The organism is Paenibacillus sp. FSL R7-0312 (assembly GCF_038004445.1).
GTDB lineage: Bacteria > Bacillota > Bacilli > Paenibacillales > Paenibacillaceae > Paenibacillus_AQ.
This window is the reverse complement of record NZ_JBBORE010000001.1, coordinates 3,892,043-3,911,712: the sequence shown is the minus strand read 5'-3', so window position 1 is coordinate 3,911,712 and position 19,670 is coordinate 3,892,043. Positions and strand designations below refer to the sequence as shown.

The window sequence follows — 19,670 nt, the reverse complement described above, 5'->3', positions numbered from 1 at the left end:
CTCCCCCTGGTCAGCCATTGTTCTGCGTTCTGAATATCCTCACCATATACTTTTGCTTCATCCCGTACCGCCATAACCCTGACAACAACACAGCAACCGCGCAGCCTAGAGCAGTTCTCCTGCACGCATAATCAGCTTATCATCAATATATACATCCGGCTTCATCACAACGGCATCAATATGCACACCAGCCGCTACAACCCCGCCGAACGTATTATTGCTGCCAAAAGCGACATGGATGGTCCCGTAGACCTTCTCATCCTCCAGCACCACACCTGTAATTCTGGCCTTGCTGTTTGTACCAATGCCGAACTCGCCCAGGAGCCTGCCGTCACCGGGACCAAGCATATCCAGCAGCCTGTCACCGCTCTCGCCTTCTGCACTAACCAAACGGCCCTGCTCTACCGCCAGCACCATCGGGCTGTTCAGCGCGCCAATACCTGCAATCGAACCGTCCACCTTAATCTGGCCGGTGGCTGTACCCTCCATTGGCGCAATATAAGCCTCGCCCGAAGGCAGGTTGCCCGATTCGCCCGGATTCAGATACAATCCGGTGCTGAGCACGCCATCCCGGCCCTCAATCGAAAAGCTCAGACTCAGTCCGTCTTTAACTACACGCACCTGGCTTCCCTCAGACAGCAGCGCAGCAACCTGCTCTGTTAATGTCTTCACCTGCGCATAGTCCGCAGTGATCGCGCCATGGCTGAACATGTCATCTGTCATGCCCGGCATGGTCGCCACCCGCGTTCCCGCTGCGGCTGCCTGCTTGCGCGCCGCCGTATGTGTCATCGAATGTGTCGTAATGCATATCGCCACATCCGCTTTGGCCATAGCTTCAGCAATCGGAGCCGGCGGCTCCTCGCCGGATTTGCTCCGTGCCTGCATAATCAATAGCATCGATTCGGCCCCGAGCCGCTTCCCTGCTTCATAGACGGATTCGGCAAGCTCCCGCTTGTCGTCATCGGCCACTACAGCCAGCAATTCACCGCTGCCAAGCCCCAGACAGTCCTTAAGGACATTCATGCTAATCAGTATTCGTTGCTCACTCATTCTCGTTTCCTCCCGGTTACACCATTTCTGCTACCAGCTTGCCCATCAGGGCATTGGACAGCACGGCAGGCACTCCTGCGGAGGCCGCCCACTGTCTATGCTGCTCCACATATCCCATACAGTCAAGCACAATCACATCCGCCAAGTCCCGCAGGCGCTCAGCAGCCGCTCGGAAATCCGCTTCCGTACCGGTATACGGAGAAGCAGCTGCAAACGGCAGCCGCGCTCCGGCTCCCGCGAATTTCTCATTCATGCTCTCTTCCTGCTCGGGCAGAGGACCAATCAGCCCCAGCCGGCGTCCGTCAAGCATCGCCATAACAACCGGAGGGATAATCCGGTCCGGTTCAATCAGATGGGCCTTGGCCGTATGAAGTCCCGGAAAAACACCGGTACAGGCCAGCAGAATCGTCTGAATTCCAGCAGCTTCCATAGCATCAACCTTCCCCTGCAAAACGGACTTTATCCGCTCACGGGAGATTACCGCAGCTGATCCGTCCGCCATGCGGGTAGTCAGCACATACTCCCCCGGTCCAGGACTATAGAATTCGCGTACCTGGTCAGCAGTGAATCCGTCAAGTACCCCGGACTGAACCAGTCCGGCCTTACCTTCCAGATACTTCTCAATAATCGGCGCAACATCGTTCCTGGGAGCTTGTCCGATCGTGATTAACCCTATATTATTACTCATCTTGCTCCCTCCCGCTTCTCTATACGGATTGAAATCGTGGCAAACCCATGCCTGTATACATTTAGCAGGCGCTGAACCTTGCTCAGCGCCTGCTAATTATTCCGTTCTATTCCTAGTGAGAGGTTACAGCCGGTTTACCCAGCGTCTGCAGCACTTTCATCGAACCGTACAGCTCGGTAATCTGTGCGAATTCAGCTTCGTTGTAGAGAGAGCATATGCCTTGAGTGTACTCTTTGGCTGTCTCAATGGCAAAACGCACCGCCTGGGCAATATCAATCTCATGGCTAGCCCCTGTACCGCAGCCGGGCACCATGGACTGGGCAGTAATCGCCAACCCTACAACGGGAGCCGAGGTCGCTACTGCCGGCTGCAGGATGGAATTGATATGATATAGTCCGTTACCGTAAGGAGTAATATCCTGCGTAGTTACCGGAAAAGTAACCGGATACTGTCCTGTCGTCATTTCCATGATGCGCAGCAGATCCTCACTGACCCGCAGAATGTACCCTTCTTTGACCGTAGGTGAGATTGCAATGCCTTTATGATTCACCACACGGTTGCCCTTGGTCGTATCAATAGAAATAATCGCTTCCATCTCCGGCAATACCTCGTGCTCATTCATCTGCAGGATATCCACCGGGGAATCCATGAAATCAACGGGCTCATGCGGCAGTGTCGGAGCATCCGGGCAAATATGCGTCGTAACCAGGACGTCACCCTGCAGTACGTCTCCTTTGGTCTGCATGTTTGCCAGCTTCAGTGCCGCAGCGATTGCCGCCACTGCGCCGTCTGCATCAGAGACAATGCCGATCCGGCTGGGGCGCGCTCCTATTCCGCCAAGTCTGCCGACAATTCCGAAGGTTGGCGCGCTGCCGCCTCCAAGCTTGCCTTGACTGCCCGGAATGGTGATTTTGACGAATTCCGTACTGCCTTTTTCACCTTCCACTTTCTGAACCTCAACCTTAACCGCAGGATATGCTGCGAATAACTGCCTGACCTGCTCACCATTAACATAAGCGCTGTCCAGTGCGTTCAAAACTGTAATTGTCTGATGAAGTGCCATTATAATTCCTCCCCGGATGCATGCTCATGATTGTGATGTTTGAATTCATACTATCTTAAAATTCGAAACGTCCACAATGTACCGCCCTGCCAAAACTAAGTTGTTTTTCTTGTCCTTTGCACATAAACCTTACGCGCAAGGTACACTCTTCGGCCTTTAAGCAGCATCCGGCATCCATTAAACCCCTAAATACCCCGTTTCATCACATAAAGAAATATAAATAAAGGTTAATTATTCCATATGGCGAATTACAAGAAGGTTACACATCATCAAATTATGGAAGAGGGTTACTACATGAAGCTGGAACAGACTGAGCCTCAAAAAGAGCTCCAACAAACCATCGATCAGGAGGTTCTGCTCTCCGGATTTTCGGGTACGGTACTGGTTACGCAACACGATCAGACCCTCGCAGCGGCTGCTTGCGGACACTCCAATGTAGCGGAGGAACGGATTAATCAGCTTAACACCTGCTTCGGGATTGCTTCCGGCAGCAAACTGTTCACAGCAGTAGCCATCTGCCAGCTGGTGGAGCAGGGCAAGCTTTCTTTTGACGGCAAGGTACTGGAAGTTTTACATGAGCAGAAGTTCCCCTTGTTCAGCCCGGAGATCACGGTTCATCAGCTGCTGACGCATAGCTCGGGCATTCCGGATTATTTCGATGAGGAGGTTATGGACGACTTCTCAGCACTTTGGGAGGATATACCGATGTATACGCTCAGGCGACCCGGTGATTTCCTGGCACTATTTGCAGCCCTGCCGATGAAATTCACTCCCGGCGATCGTTTCCACTATAACAATGCGGGTTATATCTTGCTTAGCCTGGTAGTCGAAGCGGTCAGCGGAATGAATTTCACGGATTATGTGGAGCAGCATATTTTCCAGCCTTGCGGGATGAAGGATTCCGGTTATTTCGCCCTGGATGCCCTCCCGGCCAATACAGCTCTCGGTTATATCGACAATGAGACCGGAGAGAATATCAGCAACATCTATTCCATTCCGGTGGTGGGCGGCGGCGATGGCGGTGCTTTTGTCACGGCAGCGGATATGCAGAAGCTGTGGACATGCCTGCTCGGGCACAAGCTGCTGCAGCCAGAGACGACTGCCCTGCTGCTCACACCGCATATTCTTGAGGATGAGGATACTTACTACGGCTATGGAGTGTGGATTACGATCCGAAACGGCGGGGTGTTAAAATACCATCTCATGGGCTCCGATCCCGGGGTCTCCTTTCGCTCGGCAGTCTATCCGGCAAGCGGCGTAACCTTCACCGCTCTCTGCAACCGGAGTAGAGGGACTTACCGGATGATGCTGGCCGTGGAGGAGAATCTGCAGCTGTAACAGCAGGCCTTCCGCGCACTATAGGCTTTCACGCTTATGGAGAAGGAACCATTCTATTGCGAAGCCTGTAAATTCCATATTACAAAAAGCCCTACGCCAGCAATTCACTGGTCGTAGGGCTTCTTTGGCTATTCATTATTCATTGCTAAGCAATCAGGAATCGGTAACCCGGTTTAGTAGCGCGTTACGCCATCCTTAGTCACCAGCGCGAATACCAGTGGCTGCGGCGGAACCGGCTGAGCGGAGATGCGGTAAGCTTCCAGCACCTTGGCTTCGGCTTCCTGCACTTTGCTCTCACTGGCATCATTCACATGCAGCACGGCAAGCGTATCGCCTGCGGCTACGGCATCGCCGACCTTAATCGCCAGCTGAATGCCAACGGCCAGGTCGATGACGGATTCCTTCGTTTCGCGTCCGGCGCCGAGCAGCATTGCCGCTACGCCGATCTCTTCGGCCTGAATGCTCTCCACATACCCTGCGGCTTCCGCCTTCACTTCGATGAACTTGCGCGCTGCCGGCAAAGTATCCGGCGACTCAATCTGCGTGGCATCGCCGCCTTGGGCAGACACCATCTGCTTGAACTTGTCCAGCGCACTGCCGTCTTTGATATGGGACAGCAGAATGGAGCGCGCTTCTTCTTCGTCCTTCGCCTTGCCGCCGAGCACCAGCATCTGGCTGCCCAGAATGAGGCAGACCTCCTGCAGATCCTTCGGCCCGTGACCGTTCAAGGTCTCAATGCCTTCTTTGATCTCCAGCGCATTACCGATGCCGAAGCCCAGCGGCTGGTCCATGTCGCTGATCACTGCGACCGTGTTGCGGCCGAGATGCGTGCCGATATCCACCATTGCCTGTGCGAGTGCGATGGAATCCTCCAGCGTCTTCATGAACGCGCCGCTGCCGGTCTTCACATCAAGGACGATGGCATCCGCACCTGCGGCGATCTTCTTGCTCATTACGGAGCTGGCAATCAGCGGAATGGATTCCACGGTTGCAGTCACGTCACGTAGCGCGTACAACTTCTTGTCCGCAGGCGTAATGTTACCGGACTGGCCGATGACAGCTGCGCCGATCTCCCCTACCTGGGTGAAGAATCGCTCCCGGTCCATCTCCACGGAGAATCCGGTGATTGACTCCAGCTTGTCGAGTGTGCCGCCAGTGTGGCCGAGGCCGCGTCCGGACATTTTGGCCACCGGAACTCCGGCTGCGGCTACAAGCGGGGCCAAAACAACCGTCGTTTTGTCGCCAACACCACCGGTAGAATGCTTGTCTACCTTGATGCCGGCTATCGGACTGAGATCCACCTGGTCACCGGACATCGCCATTTCCAGGGTCAGATCACCGGTCTCCCGTGCGTTCATTCCGCGGAAATAGACAGCCATCGCCCAGGCGGAAATCTGGTAATCAGGAATTTCACCTTTGCTGTAGCCTTGAATCAGAAAAGCTATTTCTTCACGGCTGAGCTCTCCGCCGTCTCTTTTTTTCTGAATAAGATCAACTGCACGCATTATACCTGTACCTCACGGACAAAGGCGCGCACAAGGCCGATGAATTTCGGCTTGGTCAGGTTAGCGACTTTTACCACCTGCTCATGAGTCAGCGGCTCCAGCTCGTCCCCGATCGCCATATCCGTGATACAGGTAATGCCGAGCACGCGAAGCTTGCTGTGGCTGGCTACGATCACTTCCGGCACGGTGGACATCCCAACGGCATCGCCGCCGAGGTAGGCCAGCATTTTGAGTTCAGCCGGAGTTTCATAGGTAGGGCCGCTGATGCCGGCATATACGCCTTCCTGCAGCACTAGCGCTTCGCCGTCCACACCTTTAACTTCACCCGCAAGCTTCTTGGCCAGCGCAATATATTCAGGGTCATAGGCACGGGACATATCAGGGAAACGCACACCCAGCTCCGGATCATTCGGTCCGATCAGCGGATTGTCGCCAGTCATATTCAGATGGTCGGTAATCAGCATAAGGTCGCCGGCTTTGAACGCTCTGTTCATTCCGCCGCCTGCATTGGTAATTACGAGTGTGCCTACGCCAAGCTTAGCCATTACGTATACCGGCAGCACCACTTTGCGCATTTCATAACCTTCATAGTAGTGGAAACGGCCCTGCATGATCATAACATCCTTGCCTTCCAGCTTACCGATCACGAACCGTCCGGCATGACCTTCTACCGTGGAACGCGGGAAATGCGGAATTTCTTCATAAGGCAGATATACCGCATCTTCGATCTGATCGCCCAGATCCCCAAGGCCGGAGCCTAGAATAAGTCCGATGCCCGGTGTGTAAGAACCGAATTTGGATTGAATATATTCAGCAGCTTCTTGAACCTGAGTGCCGTATGGGACTGTTGATGGTGTTGTCATAGGTTGATCCTCCCGGATATGAATTGTCTTGTAAATAGCTTGAAGCAGGAACTACATCTTCGGAATAAAAGCCAGCACCAGCTTCAGGAATTGCTCGCGCACACGTTCCGCTGTCTCCATCACTTCTGCATGGTTCAGCGGCTGTTCCAGAATTCCGGCAGCCATGTTGGTGATGCAGGAAATACCAAGCACTTCAATACCGGCATGACGGGCCACAATCGTCTCAGATACCGTGGACATCCCTACTGCATCTGCCCCTTGGCGGCGCAGCATAACGATTTCAGCAGGAGTCTCATAGTTGGGTCCGAGCAGACCGGCGTATACGCCTTCCTTGAACTCGAAGTTCAGCGCTGCAGCAGCTTCTTTGGCGGCTGCGATCAGGCGCGGGCTGTAAGCCGAAGACATATCCGGGAAACGTACGCCCAGCGCATTATCATTCGGTCCGGTCAGCGGATTGCGGCCTGTCAGGTTCAGATGGTCAGTAATCAGCATCAGATCACCCGGTGTGAAATCGGTGTTGACCCCCCCGGCAGCGTTAGTAACCAGCAGGCTGGTTACGCCCAGCTCTTTCATTACGCGCACCGGGAATGCCGTAGTTTCTGGTCCGTACCCTTCGTACATGTGGAAGCGGCCTTTCATCATGACCACGCGGCGGCCTTCGATCATACCGATCAGCAGTTCACCTTCATGTCCTTCAACAGTGGATACGGGGAAATGGGGAATTTCATGATAAGGAATGACTACCTCGTCTGTGATCAGATCGGCCAGAACACCGAGACCGGAGCCGAGAATCAGCCCGATCTCGGGGGCGACGGTACATTTGTCTTTGATATATATTGCTGCTTCTTGAATATTGCTTTGGGTAACTGCGGTCATGGTTGGTTCCTCCTTGAGGTGGGTGGGATGAACTTTAGTCATCAACGTAAAGCTGAGCCGTCACTACGGTGATATTTGGACTTCCGGCCGCTGTTGTCTACAGATTTCTTCAATATTGACCCGCTTAGCGGTTGAAATCCGTAGACAAAGGCGGTCGCTATCGCTCCTACAGTTCCAAATTTCCCCTTCGATTCTTCTCGCTTTTAGATATATCCTTCAGTTCATCTTGATTTATTATTTATATTAAATTAATTCAGACAAAAAGCTCGTCCCGTACTGCGGTGCCTTCGCTCCAAAGTTATCGGCGATGGTAGCGGCAACGTCAGAGAAAGTCTGGCGGATACCCAGGCTACCCGGAGTCTTGAATCGCGGGCTGTAGATCAGGAGCGGCACATATTCACGGGTATGATCCGTTCCGGCATGGATCGGGTCATTGCCGTGGTCAGCCGAGATGATCAGCAGATCATCTTCTCCAAGGGTGGACAGCAGCTCAGGCAGCGCCTGATCGAACACTTCCAGCGCCCGGCCGTAGCCTTCCGGATCACGGCGGTGGCCATACAGGGAATCGAAATCAACGAGATTGGTGAACAGGAATCCGTTGAACGGCTTGCGCAGCTCATCAATCGTAATCTGGATGCCGTGCTCATTGCTCTTCGTCGGGTAGGAAGCTGTTACACCTTCGCCAGTGAAGATATCATTGATTTTACCCACGGCGATTACATCCTTGCCGATGTCCTCCAGAGCGTTCATAACGGTCGGCTCCGGCGGCTTCACCGCGTAGTCATGACGGTTCGGGGTACGCACGAAATTCCCCGGTTCGCCGATATAAGGACGGGCGATGACACGGCCTACGGAGAATTCGGGAGCCATCGTCAGCTCGCGGGCGATCCGGCAGGCGCTGTACAGCTCTTCCAGAGGAATGATATCTTCATGCGCGGCAAGCTGGAAAACGCTGTCTGCCGAAGTATACACAATCCATGCGCCGGTCTTCATCTGCTCTTCGCCGTATTCTACGAGAATCTCCGTGCCGGAAGCCGGTTTGTTGCCAATCACCTTACGTCCGGTTGCCGCTTCGAACTTCGCAATCAGCTCTGCGGGGAATCCGTCAAAATAAGTATTAAAAGGAACCTCAATCTTGAGGCCCATCAGCTCCCAGTGGCCGGTCATCGTATCCTTGCCTACGGAAACCTCCTGCATTTTGCCGTAATAGCCTGTTGGGGCAGCTACCGGTCCAAGCGGCGGCAGCGGAGCAATATTCGCCAGTCCCAGCTGCTGCAGGTTCGGAAGCTTTAGACCCGGAACCCGCTCCAGAATATGGCCCAGTGTATGGGAGCCTGTATCTCCAAAATTAGCGGCATCCGGCGCTTCACCGATACCTACACTATCCAGAACAATAAATCCGATGCGTTTAAATGAGGACATTGCCGTCTTCACTCCTTCGTAGTTTGCATAATCGTAAGGTCTGCTCAAAACAGGAAGAAACTCCGGGAGAACCTCTCCCGGGAGCTATCCTTTCAGTATGATTCCATCATAACTTTCTTACTCACAAAAAGCATCTTTTCGGGCTAATCCAACCCATTACCCGTTCTATCTCTGGTTACACCAGCGTAATACAGTGTGGCTACCTCGCCCGGGGATGGTGATTCTCATAGACTTCCTTCATATTCTTGCGGGTGATTCCGCTATAAATCTGAGTGGTCGAAATATCGGAATGGCCCAGCATCTGCTGCACAGAGCGCAGGTCTGCCCCGCCTTCCAGCAGATGAGCGGCGAAGGAATGCCGCAGGGTATGCGGTGTGATGTCCTGCTGGATGTCGGCTTCACGCGCATATTTCTTGATTATTTTCCAAAATCCCTGACGGGTCAGCCGCCCGCCCAGACTGTTAAGGAACAGTGCCGGCTCCTCCTGGTTCACCCGGAGCAGCTTGTCCCGCATTCCGGCGGTATAACGGGCCACGCAATCCGCAGCAAGCGTACCCAGCGGCACCACTCTTTCCTTGCCGGAAGCGCCGCTGCAGCGGACGAACTTCAGCCCGGTGTTCACGTCCTCCACATTCAGCGAGATTAGCTCCGTAACACGGATACCCGTTGCATAGAGCAGCTCAAGCATCGCCTTATCGCGCATCCCCTGTGGAGCAGATTCATCAGGGACGGCCAGCAGGCGTTCAATATCTTCAATACTAAGAATCATCGGCGGTTTCTTACTCGGTTTAATCGTTTCCATATCCACTGTCGGGTCTTGCCCGATCAGCCGTTCTTTCAGTAAAAAATGAAAATAGGCGCGCAGCGATACCGTATTCCGGTTGACTGTTGCCGTTGCCTTGCCCGCTCCGCGCAGAGCGCCGAGGTAAAGCATAATATGTGATCTTTTGATTTCTTCCATCGCAGCCGTGCCACGTTCTTCGGTAAACTCCAGAAACTGTGAAATATCCCGTCCATAGGATTCCAGCGTACTAGGAGACAATCCCTTGTCCCCGGACAAATACTGCATAAACGGCTGCAAGTGTGACTTCATCTATTCACGCTCCTGTCATACTCAGGCTGCTTCATGCCACTCTGCAGCGGTTGGGGTCCGGCAGCAGTCAGAACGCGGGGCGTCCCTTACATGCTCTAGATTCATTCGACAGGCTTCTAGCTTTTTCCTGCAACCGGCGGAGCACTCACTCCCCGTACCAATAGTAGAACCGCAGGCGCTGACCTGCGCTCAGCCCATCATCGCTTTGCTTCACATCATGAAATGCCCGGATGGCTGTGCCCTCCGGAATATCATAATTCTGAGCGGGGCTGATCCAGGCACTAATCCAGCTTAGGACATAATACAGCACACAGCTGATCGCAACGAGTAAGGTCATGAAATACAGCCGGCGTACGGTTTTGGGAATGGAGACAATCATCCGGATAACCTCCTAAAAGTTATGGCAGCATCTGCTTCACTATTCTACTTTGCAGAACTCGTCCTTCACTTTATGCGCCGGAGGGCGGTGTTATGTATTGCTCTTTGAATAATCAGTTAAAAAGCCCCCTCCGGCCATTCAGCCGGGGAGAGCTTGTGCGGTAATTCCTCATTTGTATAAGAGTTCATGCTCTATATAAGCTTATTCGGGAGTATTGCCGTCTGCATTATTCTTATCCTTGCAGCGGTGGCAAATTCCGTGAAAATCAAGTCTATGATCAAGCACCGTAAAATTATAATCCTTCTCAAGACGCTCTTCCAGCGGGCCCAGCCAATCCTCACGAATCTCATCCATGGTTCCGCATTGTACACAAATCAGATGATGATGATGATGTTTCGCTGTATCCGTCCGCAGATCATAACGGGCAACACCGTCTCCGAAATTAATCTTCTCCACGACATGAAGCTCGCTGAGCAGTTCCAGGGTACGATATACGGTGGCGAGACCGATCTCCGGAGCCTTTTCTTTCACCAGCATGAATACATCTTCAGCGCTTAAATGATCATCCTCGTTCTCCAGGAGAACTCTTAAGGTCGCTTCCCGTTGAGGTGTAAGCTTGTATCCTTGGGATTGTAGTTGTTGCTTAATCTTGTCTATCCGGGCTTCCATTGTCTGCCTCCCCCTTGGAAAATTACCGCACCGGGCTTCAAGCCACTTCTTCCATTATAGGGGGAGTTAGTTTGAGAAGTCAAACGGTTTTAGGATGTATGCAGACTTAAATAGGCTTAATTGGTATGACATTAATACCTATGTGAATCCCCTCTTTAAAAAGTAGCCCCTTAAGGCGGATTCGTAATATATCCAAAAATTATTGGGATCAAATCCGAAAAACAATAACAATCACCTATAAACAGTGTCTGCCTTTCAAGAGCTCTATTTGAACTTAAACTTAGGATCACATAAATCAACGTAAACATGCCTTTCCATCAAAACGCCTTTTTTATAGAAAGGACGATCTATGAGAAATTCGTGTGAGGATCTGCATATGCTATTGAATAAACAGAAAGGAGGTGCTTTATGACTCTTTTACTAGATTCTCGCACATCACAAAATGCAAGCTTTGCCTCTTCTCTTGGCGTTCCTTTCCCAGCTATACTATCCCCCCAATTATACGGACAAGTCGGATTGAACATTGTGATACCCACAGGGACTATCAGGGTAGAGTTTTTCACTACCGTATCTATCTTACTACCTGCCGGTACTCCTCCAACTGGAATCTTCGTGATCATCGTTAGAGGAACCACTACGAACGATTCTATCATCTATTCCGCACTCGAAGTGTCTCTGCCATCCAATACGAATGAACAGGTGCTGCCCATCACGGTCATAGGTTCTGATTTCAATGTCCCTGCTCCTGAGAATAATCAATTGATCTATTCAGCATTTGTTAGCACAACGACCCTCGGACCGGTCCGGATCGGACCCGAAAGCTTTACCGTTACAGCTTACTCTGATTAATAAGAGTATACGAATTAAACCAGCAGTATGGGATATCCTGTACTGCTGGTTTTCTTGTTTCTTTTATTGCAGTGGGAGACCTTGTTTTGAAGGTTTTTTGTTGCATCCATTTGATCATTTTGAAAAACACTACTATATTCAATTAATACTTACCAGCATCGGCGTCACCCATCTCATCATCACCGGGGTCACCCAAGCCTCAAATCCGGAGATTCCCATAACCAGCAGGGCCATGCCGAGTGACAGCAGGGTGTACATTACAAAAGGCCGGGTCACCTTGGTACGCCGCTGTTGTCCCAGCACCCGGCTGCGGATCATCAGCAGGGAGAAGGCGATCGCTGCCGCGCTGCATACAAGCAACACCGGAATCAGCACCAGATTATGCGGGGCTACAGAAACCAGGGCAAACAGCATGCCGTGCCAGGAATACTGGCTGACCAGACAGCCGACGGTGAAGCCGATCAGCACGCCTTTGAGGAAATCCAGAATCAGAATCCCTGGAAGTCCGATAACCGACAAGCCGAGGATCCAGATCAGTCCGACCCACTTCAGATTGAATGCGGCAATCCCCCAATACGAATCCTGCGCGGCAGGCAGTCCCTGTTGATCCACGGTCATGAAGAAATTGCCCAAATAATCCCCCAGCTCCTGCTGCTGATCCAGCGTTAACGCACTGACAATGAGCGCTCCAAATACGACCCCGACCAGGAATAATACCGCGACAAAAATATAAAGAGGCGTCTGTTCCTTCATCATCAGCCTTAAACTGCGCATCAGGACATTCTCCTTTCCGGTCACATGTTACACCATATGAAGGAATGTCCCGCTCTATGACTTGTCCTTGGTTACTTCCCCTTAATGACCTTGCCGTACGTCCCTCCGCCTCCTGAAGAGAGCGCAAGCTTGCCGGTACGGGCCAGTACGATTAGCTCTGCAAGCTCTTGTCCGGCGACAGCCGCAAGCTCGGCTTCACCCGCCTTGTGCAGTATATTCATCTCTGTGCCAAACGCCTGCAGCAGATCATTCAGCTTGCGCTTGCCAAGTCCCGGAATAAACTCCAGAGGCACCTGATAATGGTACGGCGGACGGTATGCCGGAACCAGCGGCTGCTCACGGTCCGCAATATCAAGAATACGGTCCAGCACACCTTTCACCAGCTTCGGACTGCCGCAATACGGACAGTGCTCTGAAGTCGCGTACGCCTCATCGATAATGCTGCCGCAGCCGCCGCAATATGTGCGGTGGTATTTCCCCAGCTTGGGGTTCAGCCCGAAGTTGGCACTGATCCGGCGTCCCTCCGAGCGTTTCAGCGCCAGCTCCAGCTCATGGAAAGAGGGCTGCTGCATCTCAATCACATTATACTCACGGCCGATTTTGCCCAGGGAATGAGCGTCAGAATTGGTCAGGAAGCTGTATGGGTCAAGCTCTGAAATATATCCGGCCATTTCCGAATCCGCACTGAGTCCTAGCTCCACTGCCGCAATGCGTTCCAGGTCAAATAAGTCAGCCAGACGTTCCGCTGCACAGCCGTATAGCCCTTTGTGCGGAGTGAAAATATGTGCCGGAATCAGCAATCCTCCCCGTCCGGTAATCTCGTCCTGCAGCACCCGGGAGGGTGCATACAGGCGCTGGGAGCTTAGATTCACGTTCCGCATATGGGCGCTCATCCAGCTGCTGAACTCTTCCATGGTCCCAAGGTCCGGCATGAAGGCCAGGACATGGCACTCTTTTCGCCCGGGCTCACGGATCTCAATCTCGGTTCCCAGGATGATCGTAGTCCCCCTGTAGGCAATTCCGCCGCCTTCTGCTATCGTCATCTCGCCGGAATCCAGCGCCGCATGAATATCCCGCAGCACCCCCGGGGAGTGGCTGTCGATGATGCCGATCAGACCGATCCCCTTGCGCTCCGCCGCCTCTTTGGCAATCCCGGCGAAGGTGAGCTCGCGGCTGCCGCTGATTTTGACCGCCTGTCCCTCTGAAGTCCGCCCGATATGCACATGCAGGTCGCAGTAAACGCTCTGCAGCGTGGACTCTAGTGCCATTGTCCCGTCAGCGTATACAGATGCCAGGCGTAGACAGCCATCATGGTCTTGGCATCCGCAATACGTCCATCCGCGATATACTGGTACGCTTCCTCCAGCGTCAGCTCGGAAACCTCCAGGAATTCATCCTCATCCAGCGCCATCTCACCCGGCTGGGCATCTTCTGTCACATAGAGGTGAATGATCTCATCGGCGAAGCCGGGAGAGGTGTAGAACGACTTCAACAGCTTCAGCCCGCCGCTGTGGAATCCGGTCTCCTCCTGAAGCTCACGGCCCGCAGCCGCCAGCGGATCCTCGCCTTTGTCCAGCTTGCCTGCAGGTATCTCCACTTCAGTACGGTGCATCGGCTGGCGGTACTGTTCCACTACAAGCATTTTACCGTTATTCAGTGCCAGTACAGCTACGGCCCCCGGATGCTTCACCACCTCACGGGTTGCTGTATTGCCGTCAGGCAGCTTCACCGTGTCCACCTGCAGCGAAATAATGTTGCCAGTAAAGATCGGCTTCGTCGACAATGTTTCTTCATCCAATGCGGGGTTGCGGTTGATTTCATCGTTTTTCATAGATTTGTGGTCTCCTTTGGCATGGTTATGCATAGGGTGTATTATAGCAAACTTAAAAGGAAAGAAGGAATGCAGGCATGAATGATTGTCTTGTCCGAGCAAGCTCATCCGCAGTTACAATGGTAGGTAAACCGGAGCAGATCAAGGCTGTAATGGCCGGATGGATGAAGCAGTACGGGCGTGATATGCCCCTATCCTACATCCTGCTGCTCCAGGCGGAAACGCGGATCACAGCTTCCAAGGCAGGATAATGCCGCTTCGTTCTTCCGGATATCCGTGAGGAAGATTAGCTTCACCTAGTAACAAGAAGGAGCTGTCTCCCGGTGAATTCCGGAACAGCTCCTTCTTGTTACATTTAAGCGCAGCCGGCCTCAATACCGGCAGGCATCTGCGCAGTTTTTGATATCAGCCCTTTTGGCTCTCAGCCACAATGGCAACAACCAGGCTGGCTACTTTGACAATATCTTCGGCTTTGATCCTTTCCTTCGTTGTGTGGATATCCTCATAGCCGACAGCCAGATTCACAGTAGGAACCTTCAGGCCATTGAACACATTGGCATCACTGCCGCCTCCGGAAGCGAACAGCCGGGTAGTCAGTCCCAGTGAAGTAATCGCGCGGTCTGCCAGCTGTACCACCGGATCATGTTCATTAAAGCTGAACGCCGGATAAATGATTTCGCTGCGGAATTCACTCTGTGCGCCGTTGTCACGTGCGGTTGTCTCCAAGGCTTCACGCATAGAGGCAATCTGCAGTTCTACCTTCTCCTGCACAATACTGCGGGCTTCCGCATCCAGCTGCACATGGTCGCAGACCACATTGGTCGGGCCGCCGCCGGCAAATTTGCCGATATTCGCTGTCGTTTCATTATCGATCCGTCCAAGCTTCATCGCCGAAATCGCTTTGCTCGCCACTTGAATCGCACTGATTCCATCCTCCGGATTAACTCCGGCATGAGCGGATTTGCCGAAGATCTGCATCGTTACGCGCGCCTGTGTCGGCGCAGCAATGGCGATCGCTCCTACTTCACCATTGGAATCAAGCGCGAAGCCAAGATCGGCATCCAGATGCGCCGGGTCCATTGCGCGTGCGCCCATCAGCCCGGACTCTTCGCCTGCCGTAATGACAAACTGAATCTGCCCGTGCGGAAGCTTCTGCTCCTGAATCACCCGGATCGCTTCGAACAATGCGGCAAGTCCCGCTTTGTCATCCGCTCCGAGAATTGTACTGCCATCGCTGGTAATCCAGCCGTCTTCCCCAAGGGAAGGCTTAATATTCTGCCCGGGAACCACTGTATCCATGTGGCAGGTGAAGAGCAGCTTAGGCGCGCTCACGCCACTGTCCCCAGGCCAGGTTACGAACAGATTGCCCGCCCCGTGTCCCGTTCTCTCCTGGGAATCATCTTCAACAGCTGTCAGTCCCAGATTGCTGAATTTTTCCTTAAGTACATCGGCAATCGGCCGTTCATTTCTGGTCTCACTATCAATACGGACAAGCTCCATGAATTCATTAATCAACCGGTCTTGTGATATCACTTGGACTTCCCTCTCTTTCGCGGATACGTTACAATGGTTGTACTGCGTTGTCTAACGCCTACGTTCTTAACTTAAACTAATCTCAAAGGAGTCACTCATGCAACAGAAAAAATGGTTCCGCATCATTATCTACATTATGCTAATCGCTATGATCGCCTCTACGGTGCTCTTTGTCATCGAGCCGTTTATGGCCGGTTAGTCACGTTTAGTACTTGAATAACAGCGTCCGGATTCTCCGGGCGCTGTTTGACGTTGCCTGGATTCAGCATTCCTTATTCTGCAGCACTTGCAGCCCCGGCAACCGCTTCATACGGAAACTGCTGCAAGAAATAAGGCACCAGCTCGGAAGCAACGCTCTCCAGGCCAAAGGAGCGCCCGGTGCATTCCTCAAGTGAAGTGACCCCATATTCAGCGATGCCGCAGGGGATGATTCCCGAGAAGCCGCTTTGGCTGATTCCGGCTGAGATGTTGAAGGCGAAGCCGTGGCTGGTAATAAAACCTCTGCGGAATTTACTCTTGTTGAATTTGACGCCGATCGCACAAATTTTCTCATCGCCGACCCACACGCCCGTATATCCCTGCTTGCGGGTTCCTGATATCCCGTGTGAAGCCAGAAAGGCAATAATAACGGCCTCCAGCCTGCGCAGATATCCGTGCAGATCGACCTTGCCGTCTTCGCCAAGCTTCAGGAGAGGATAACCTACAAGCTGGCCCGGCCCGTGATATGTAATATCTCCTCCGCGGTCGATTTCAAACAGCGCAATCCCTTGTTTCCTAAGCTGTTCCACGCTAAGGAGCAGATGCTCCGGATGATTCTGTGAACCGATGGTATAGGTTGGCGGATGCTGCAGAAGGATCAGCCGCTCGGAAGCTATGCCTGCGTCAATCCCCTGCACCGCTTCCTTTTGCAGCTCCCAGGCCGCGCCGTATTCCATCAGCGGGAGATAGGAAACTTCCAGTTTGCTTAAGTTCAGGTTGTCCATGGTCATAAGGTCCCCTTTGCTTCATATTCTCCCTGTCACAGGGTTCCGCAGCTGCCTTAAAGCATTAGTACAGCTTGGTGTCCGGCGTATAACCTTCCACATTATCCTTCACACGCTGCAGGAAACGCCCGCTGATGACTCCATCCAGAATCCGGTGATCCAGAGACAGGCAGATATTGGCCATCGAGCGGACGGCGATCATATCATTGATGACCACTGGTTTTTTCACGATAGATTCAAAGGTTAGAATCGCCGCCTGCGGATAGTTAATGATCGGATAGGACAGAATCGAGCCGAACGAGCCGGTGTTGTTAACCGTGAACGTGCCGCCCTGCATATCTTCCAGCCGCAGCTTGCCTTCACGGGTCTTCAGCGCCAGTTCGTCGATCTCGCGGGCCAAGCCGGCAACGTTCTTCTGGTCGGCCTTTTTGATGACCGGTGTCATTACGGAATCCTCCGTGCCTACGGCAAGCGAGATATTGATATCGCGTTTAACGATGATTTTGTCAACGGCCCAGACCGAGTTCATGATCGGGTAATCCTTGATTGCACTGACAACTGCCTTCATCAGAAAAGCCAGATAGGTCAGGTTAATGCCCTCTTTGCGCTTGAATTCATCCTTAAGCTTGTTGCGCAGCACGACAAGATTGGTCACATCCACCTCAATCATCGTCCAGGCATGCGGAATCTCCGAGACGCTCTGCCGCATACGGGTAGCGATCGTATTACGGATCGGCGTAACGTCGATCAGGTATTCCGAGCTGCTGCCCCGCCCGCCTTCCACTTCGATCGTCGGAATCTTCGGCGACTCGCTTAAGTGCAGGCCGGAGTGACGCAAATGCTGAAGCTCTTCGCGCACTTCTTCCTGAATAGGCTGGAATACAGGCTGCTGCGGCGCAGGAGCAGCAGCAGTTGGGGCTGTAGTTGCTGGCTGAGCCGCAGCTGCACCGCTCTCCAGGAACGCGAGCACATCCTTGCGTGTGATGCGTCCGCCCAGGCCGGTGCCCGGCACGGCCGCAAGGTTGATGCCGTGCTCGGCGGCCAGCGTCTGCACAGCCGGAGAGTAACGGGAACGCATCGGAGCATCCGCGTCAAAAGCCGCAGCCGGCACAGACTGCCGGAAGGAGGCGTGGGCAGGCTGCGGCGCTGCGCCGGGTGCCGCCGGGGTTGCGGCATTGGCAGTTCCCGCAGCGGCAGCTGCCTGTGACGGGGCCGCAGCGGATGCCGCAGGGGCTGCTGCACCGGCTACTGCGATGCGCGCGATGATCTCGCCGACGCTGACCGTCTGGCCTTCTTCGGCGAGCAGCTCCACCAGCGTACCGTCTACGGTAGCCGGCAGCTCAGCATTTACCTTATCCGTAATCAGCTCACAGATTGGCTCATATTGCTCGATCGTATCGCCCGGCTGCTTCAGCCATTTCCCGATCGTTGCCGATACCAGCGATTCTGCCAGCTGCGGCATGATTACATCCGTCAGCTTTGTATTGTCAGACATAATGTCACTCCTTAAAATTTTGTAAGCATTTACTTCCTGAGTTAGCTTCGACAAAACTGGCTTCGGAAGCATATCGGTCAAAAATCAAAAAAGTTGTACAAAAGGCAGCATTTCTCTTTATCCAAGCCGAGAAGCGTGCAAATTGTTGTATTTCATACAGCAATCTGCCCAACCCACCGCTAATTTCGAATCTAAACTGCAATAATTGCAACATTCATACCCAATGTACATACTGGGTGAGCTTAAATATCCATCTGTTGTTCCGATATGTTAGTACTGCGCCAAACGCAGCATCTCCACCTTTAATTTGTCCTTGCTCAGCATAAAGAACTTCTCCATCGGCGGAGAGATGGGCATCGCCGGCACATCAGGTCCGCACAGGCGGAAGATTGGCGCATCCAGATCAAACAGGCAGTGCTCAGCGATAATCGCTGCCACTTCCCCGCCAATGCCTCCGGTCTTGTTGTCCTCGTGGACAATCAGCACCTTGCCGGTCTGGCGGACAGCGGCAATAATCGCCTCGCGGTCCAGCGGCTGCAGGGTGCGCAGATCCAGAATATGCGCGGTGATGCCCTGCTCGCGTTCCAGCTCTTCCGCTGCCTGCATCGCAAAATGCAGCGGCAGGCTATACCCGATCACCGTAATATCGCTGCCTTCACGCAGCAGATTCGCTTCACCGATCGGCACAATATAGTCGCCCTCCGGCACATCTTCCTTGATCAGCTTGTAGCATTTCTTGTTCTCGAAGAACAGCACCGGATCAGGGTCACGGACAGCAGCCTTCAGCAGTCCCTTGGCATCTGCGGCTGAATACGGGGCTACAATCTTCAGTCCCGGAGTCCCGAAGAAGATCGATTCCGGACACTGGGAGTGGTATAATCCGCCGAAGATCCCGCCGCCGATAGGCGCGCGGATCACTACCGGACAATTCCAGTCGTTATTGGAGCGGTAGCGGATTTTGGCCGCCTCGCTGATAATCTGGTTCGTAGCCGGCAGCATGAAATCCGAGTACTGCATTTCGGCAATCGGCTTCATGCCGTACATTGCTGCGCCGATCGCAACACCGGCAATGGCTGACTCTGCAAGCGGAGTGTCAAGCACACGCTCTGCACCGAACTGCTCCTGCAGTCCTTTGGTGGTCGTGAACACGCCGCCCTTCACGCCGACGTCCTCACCCAGCACGAACACCGAATCATCGCGCTCCATCTCTTCCTTCATTGCCAGCCGGATTGCATCGATATATTCCATCATCGCCATTG

The 19,670-nt window shown here is 53.2% G+C and carries 21 protein-coding genes; 4 read left to right on the top strand and 17 right to left on the bottom strand.

Annotation, left to right across the window (positions count from 1 at the left end):
* Nucleotides 1-105: 105 nt before the first annotated feature.
* The 3 genes from MKX70_RS17015 to MKX70_RS17005 form a co-directional block, all read right to left on the bottom strand.
* Nucleotides 106-1,050: an aminopeptidase gene (locus MKX70_RS17015; RefSeq protein WP_340840392.1), complete on the bottom strand. Its 945-nt coding sequence runs from the start codon at nt 1,048-1,050 to the stop codon at nt 106-108.
* A 16-nt stretch (nt 1,051-1,066) separates the two neighbouring features.
* Nucleotides 1,067-1,738 carry an AroM family protein gene (locus MKX70_RS17010; RefSeq protein WP_340784524.1) on the bottom strand — a complete coding sequence of 224 codons (672 nt, stop codon included), beginning with the start codon at nt 1,736-1,738 and terminating at the stop codon, nt 1,067-1,069.
* Between the two features lie 112 nt (nt 1,739-1,850).
* Complete coding sequence (locus MKX70_RS17005; RefSeq protein WP_340784522.1) at nt 1,851-2,801, bottom strand: DUF1177 domain-containing protein; 951 nt, start codon at nt 2,799-2,801, stop codon at nt 1,851-1,853.
* 294 nt (nt 2,802-3,095) lie between these two features.
* Between MKX70_RS17005 and MKX70_RS17000 the strand changes: the two genes are divergently transcribed.
* Nucleotides 3,096-4,139 carry a serine hydrolase domain-containing protein gene (locus MKX70_RS17000; protein WP_340784520.1) on the top strand — a complete coding sequence of 348 codons (1,044 nt, stop codon included), beginning with the start codon at nt 3,096-3,098 and terminating at the stop codon, nt 4,137-4,139.
* A gap of 173 nt (nt 4,140-4,312) precedes the next feature.
* Here the strand turns inward: MKX70_RS17000 and MKX70_RS16995 are convergent, their stop codons facing one another.
* From MKX70_RS16995 to fur, 7 genes are all read right to left on the bottom strand, one after another.
* Nucleotides 4,313-5,644, bottom strand: a complete 1,332-nt coding sequence (locus MKX70_RS16995) for a pyrimidine-nucleoside phosphorylase (RefSeq protein ID WP_340784517.1) — start codon at nt 5,642-5,644, stop codon at nt 4,313-4,315.
* A complete protein-coding gene (locus MKX70_RS16990; protein WP_042237778.1) occupies nt 5,644-6,507 on the bottom strand; it encodes a purine-nucleoside phosphorylase in 864 nt (287 codons plus the stop codon). Before MKX70_RS16990 ends, MKX70_RS16995 begins: the two co-directional genes overlap by 1 nt.
* 51 nt (nt 6,508-6,558) lie before the next feature.
* Nucleotides 6,559-7,383, bottom strand: a complete 825-nt coding sequence (locus tag MKX70_RS16985; protein ID WP_042237780.1) for a purine-nucleoside phosphorylase — start codon at nt 7,381-7,383, stop codon at nt 6,559-6,561.
* 243 nt (nt 7,384-7,626) lie between these two features.
* The gene (gene deoB, locus MKX70_RS16980) at nt 7,627-8,805 is read right to left on the bottom strand and encodes a phosphopentomutase (protein ID WP_042237783.1); all 1,179 of its coding nucleotides are present in this window, start codon (nt 8,803-8,805) and stop codon (nt 7,627-7,629) included.
* A gap of 199 nt (nt 8,806-9,004) precedes the next feature.
* Nucleotides 9,005-9,898 (bottom strand): site-specific tyrosine recombinase XerD, encoded by an 894-nt coding sequence (gene xerD / locus MKX70_RS16975; protein WP_340840391.1) that lies wholly within the window; start codon nt 9,896-9,898, stop codon nt 9,005-9,007.
* Between the two features lie 145 nt (nt 9,899-10,043).
* Nucleotides 10,044-10,277: a DUF4227 family protein gene (locus tag MKX70_RS16970; protein WP_042237787.1), complete on the bottom strand. Its 234-nt coding sequence runs from the start codon at nt 10,275-10,277 to the stop codon at nt 10,044-10,046.
* A gap of 201 nt (nt 10,278-10,478) precedes the next feature.
* Nucleotides 10,479-10,946: a ferric iron uptake transcriptional regulator gene (fur, locus tag MKX70_RS16965; protein ID WP_042237788.1), complete on the bottom strand. Its 468-nt coding sequence runs from the start codon at nt 10,944-10,946 to the stop codon at nt 10,479-10,481.
* A 612-nt stretch (nt 10,947-11,558) separates the two neighbouring features.
* On the opposite strand from fur, the gene MKX70_RS16960 reads away from it, so the two are divergent.
* Nucleotides 11,559-11,795: a hypothetical protein gene (locus tag MKX70_RS16960; RefSeq protein ID WP_156123251.1), complete on the top strand. Its 237-nt coding sequence runs from the start codon at nt 11,559-11,561 to the stop codon at nt 11,793-11,795.
* A 138-nt stretch (nt 11,796-11,933) separates the two neighbouring features.
* Here MKX70_RS16960 and spoIIM read toward each other — a convergent pair whose 3' ends face one another.
* The 3 genes from spoIIM to MKX70_RS16945 form a co-directional block, all read right to left on the bottom strand.
* Complete coding sequence (gene spoIIM, locus MKX70_RS16955; RefSeq protein WP_340784508.1) at nt 11,934-12,569, bottom strand: stage II sporulation protein M; 636 nt, start codon at nt 12,567-12,569, stop codon at nt 11,934-11,936.
* A 71-nt stretch (nt 12,570-12,640) separates the two neighbouring features.
* The gene (locus MKX70_RS16950; RefSeq protein WP_340840390.1) at nt 12,641-13,837 is read right to left on the bottom strand and encodes an endonuclease Q family protein; all 1,197 of its coding nucleotides are present in this window, start codon (nt 13,835-13,837) and stop codon (nt 12,641-12,643) included.
* Nucleotides 13,828-14,400, bottom strand: coding sequence for an NUDIX hydrolase (locus MKX70_RS16945; RefSeq protein ID WP_042138703.1), 573 nt, complete (start codon nt 14,398-14,400; stop codon nt 13,828-13,830). The genes MKX70_RS16950 and MKX70_RS16945 overlap by 10 nt, the downstream gene beginning before the upstream one ends.
* 77 nt (nt 14,401-14,477) lie before the next feature.
* On the opposite strand from MKX70_RS16945, the gene MKX70_RS16940 reads away from it, so the two are divergent.
* Entirely contained in the window at nt 14,478-14,651 is a 174-nt protein-coding gene (locus tag MKX70_RS16940) for a hypothetical protein (RefSeq protein ID WP_160311813.1), read from the top strand.
* 154 nt (nt 14,652-14,805) lie between these two features.
* Here the strand turns inward: MKX70_RS16940 and MKX70_RS16935 are convergent, their stop codons facing one another.
* Complete coding sequence (locus MKX70_RS16935) at nt 14,806-15,933, bottom strand: M20/M25/M40 family metallo-hydrolase (protein ID WP_042237795.1); 1,128 nt, start codon at nt 15,931-15,933, stop codon at nt 14,806-14,808.
* Nucleotides 15,934-16,030: 97 nt separating this feature from the next.
* On the opposite strand from MKX70_RS16935, the gene prli42 reads away from it, so the two are divergent.
* Entirely contained in the window at nt 16,031-16,132 is a 102-nt protein-coding gene (gene prli42, locus MKX70_RS16930; protein WP_099052488.1) for a stressosome-associated protein Prli42, read from the top strand.
* 73 nt (nt 16,133-16,205) lie between these two features.
* Here prli42 and lipB read toward each other — a convergent pair whose 3' ends face one another.
* The 3 genes from lipB to MKX70_RS16915 form a co-directional block, all read right to left on the bottom strand.
* A complete protein-coding gene (lipB, locus tag MKX70_RS16925; protein WP_197073128.1) occupies nt 16,206-16,907 on the bottom strand; it encodes a lipoyl(octanoyl) transferase LipB in 702 nt (233 codons plus the stop codon).
* Nucleotides 16,908-16,980: 73 nt separating this feature from the next.
* The gene (locus MKX70_RS16920) at nt 16,981-18,411 is read right to left on the bottom strand and encodes a dihydrolipoamide acetyltransferase family protein (protein WP_042237801.1); all 1,431 of its coding nucleotides are present in this window, start codon (nt 18,409-18,411) and stop codon (nt 16,981-16,983) included.
* 270 nt (nt 18,412-18,681) lie between these two features.
* Complete coding sequence (locus MKX70_RS16915; protein ID WP_042237803.1) at nt 18,682-19,668, bottom strand: alpha-ketoacid dehydrogenase subunit beta; 987 nt, start codon at nt 19,666-19,668, stop codon at nt 18,682-18,684.
* Nucleotides 19,669-19,670: the final 2 nt, after the last annotated feature.

What these genes read in the sequence shown, in the direction of transcription:
- MKX70_RS16945 (WP_042138703.1), bottom strand. Translation starts at nt 14,400, where the DNA reads ATGAAAAACGATGAAATCAACCGCAACCCCGCATTGGATGAAGAAACA.
- MKX70_RS16940 (WP_160311813.1), top strand. Translation starts at nt 14,478, where the DNA reads ATGAATGATTGTCTTGTCCGAGCAAGCTCATCCGCAGTTACAATGGTA.
- xerD (WP_340840391.1), bottom strand. Translation starts at nt 9,898, where the DNA reads ATGAAGTCACACTTGCAGCCGTTTATGCAGTATTTGTCCGGGGACAAG.
- fur (WP_042237788.1), bottom strand. Translation starts at nt 10,946, where the DNA reads ATGGAAGCCCGGATAGACAAGATTAAGCAACAACTACAATCCCAAGGA.
- MKX70_RS17015 (WP_340840392.1), bottom strand. Translation starts at nt 1,050, where the DNA reads ATGAGTGAGCAACGAATACTGATTAGCATGAATGTCCTTAAGGACTGT.
- MKX70_RS16920 (WP_042237801.1), bottom strand. Translation starts at nt 18,411, where the DNA reads ATGTCTGACAATACAAAGCTGACGGATGTAATCATGCCGCAGCTGGCA.
- spoIIM (WP_340784508.1), bottom strand. Translation starts at nt 12,569, where the DNA reads ATGCGCAGTTTAAGGCTGATGATGAAGGAACAGACGCCTCTTTATATT.
- deoB (WP_042237783.1), bottom strand. Translation starts at nt 8,805, where the DNA reads ATGTCCTCATTTAAACGCATCGGATTTATTGTTCTGGATAGTGTAGGT.
- MKX70_RS16950 (WP_340840390.1), bottom strand. Translation starts at nt 13,837, where the DNA reads ATGGCACTAGAGTCCACGCTGCAGAGCGTTTACTGCGACCTGCATGTG.
- MKX70_RS17000 (WP_340784520.1), top strand. Translation starts at nt 3,096, where the DNA reads ATGAAGCTGGAACAGACTGAGCCTCAAAAAGAGCTCCAACAAACCATC.
- MKX70_RS17010 (WP_340784524.1), bottom strand. Translation starts at nt 1,738, where the DNA reads ATGAGTAATAATATAGGGTTAATCACGATCGGACAAGCTCCCAGGAAC.
- MKX70_RS16985 (WP_042237780.1), bottom strand. Translation starts at nt 7,383, where the DNA reads ATGACCGCAGTTACCCAAAGCAATATTCAAGAAGCAGCAATATATATC.
- prli42 (WP_099052488.1), top strand. Translation starts at nt 16,031, where the DNA reads ATGCAACAGAAAAAATGGTTCCGCATCATTATCTACATTATGCTAATC.
- MKX70_RS16915 (WP_042237803.1), bottom strand. Translation starts at nt 19,668, where the DNA reads ATGGCGATGATGGAATATATCGATGCAATCCGGCTGGCAATGAAGGAA.
- MKX70_RS17005 (WP_340784522.1), bottom strand. Translation starts at nt 2,801, where the DNA reads ATGGCACTTCATCAGACAATTACAGTTTTGAACGCACTGGACAGCGCT.
- MKX70_RS16970 (WP_042237787.1), bottom strand. Translation starts at nt 10,277, where the DNA reads ATGATTGTCTCCATTCCCAAAACCGTACGCCGGCTGTATTTCATGACC.
- MKX70_RS16990 (WP_042237778.1), bottom strand. Translation starts at nt 6,507, where the DNA reads ATGACAACACCATCAACAGTCCCATACGGCACTCAGGTTCAAGAAGCT.
- MKX70_RS16995 (WP_340784517.1), bottom strand. Translation starts at nt 5,644, where the DNA reads ATGCGTGCAGTTGATCTTATTCAGAAAAAAAGAGACGGCGGAGAGCTC.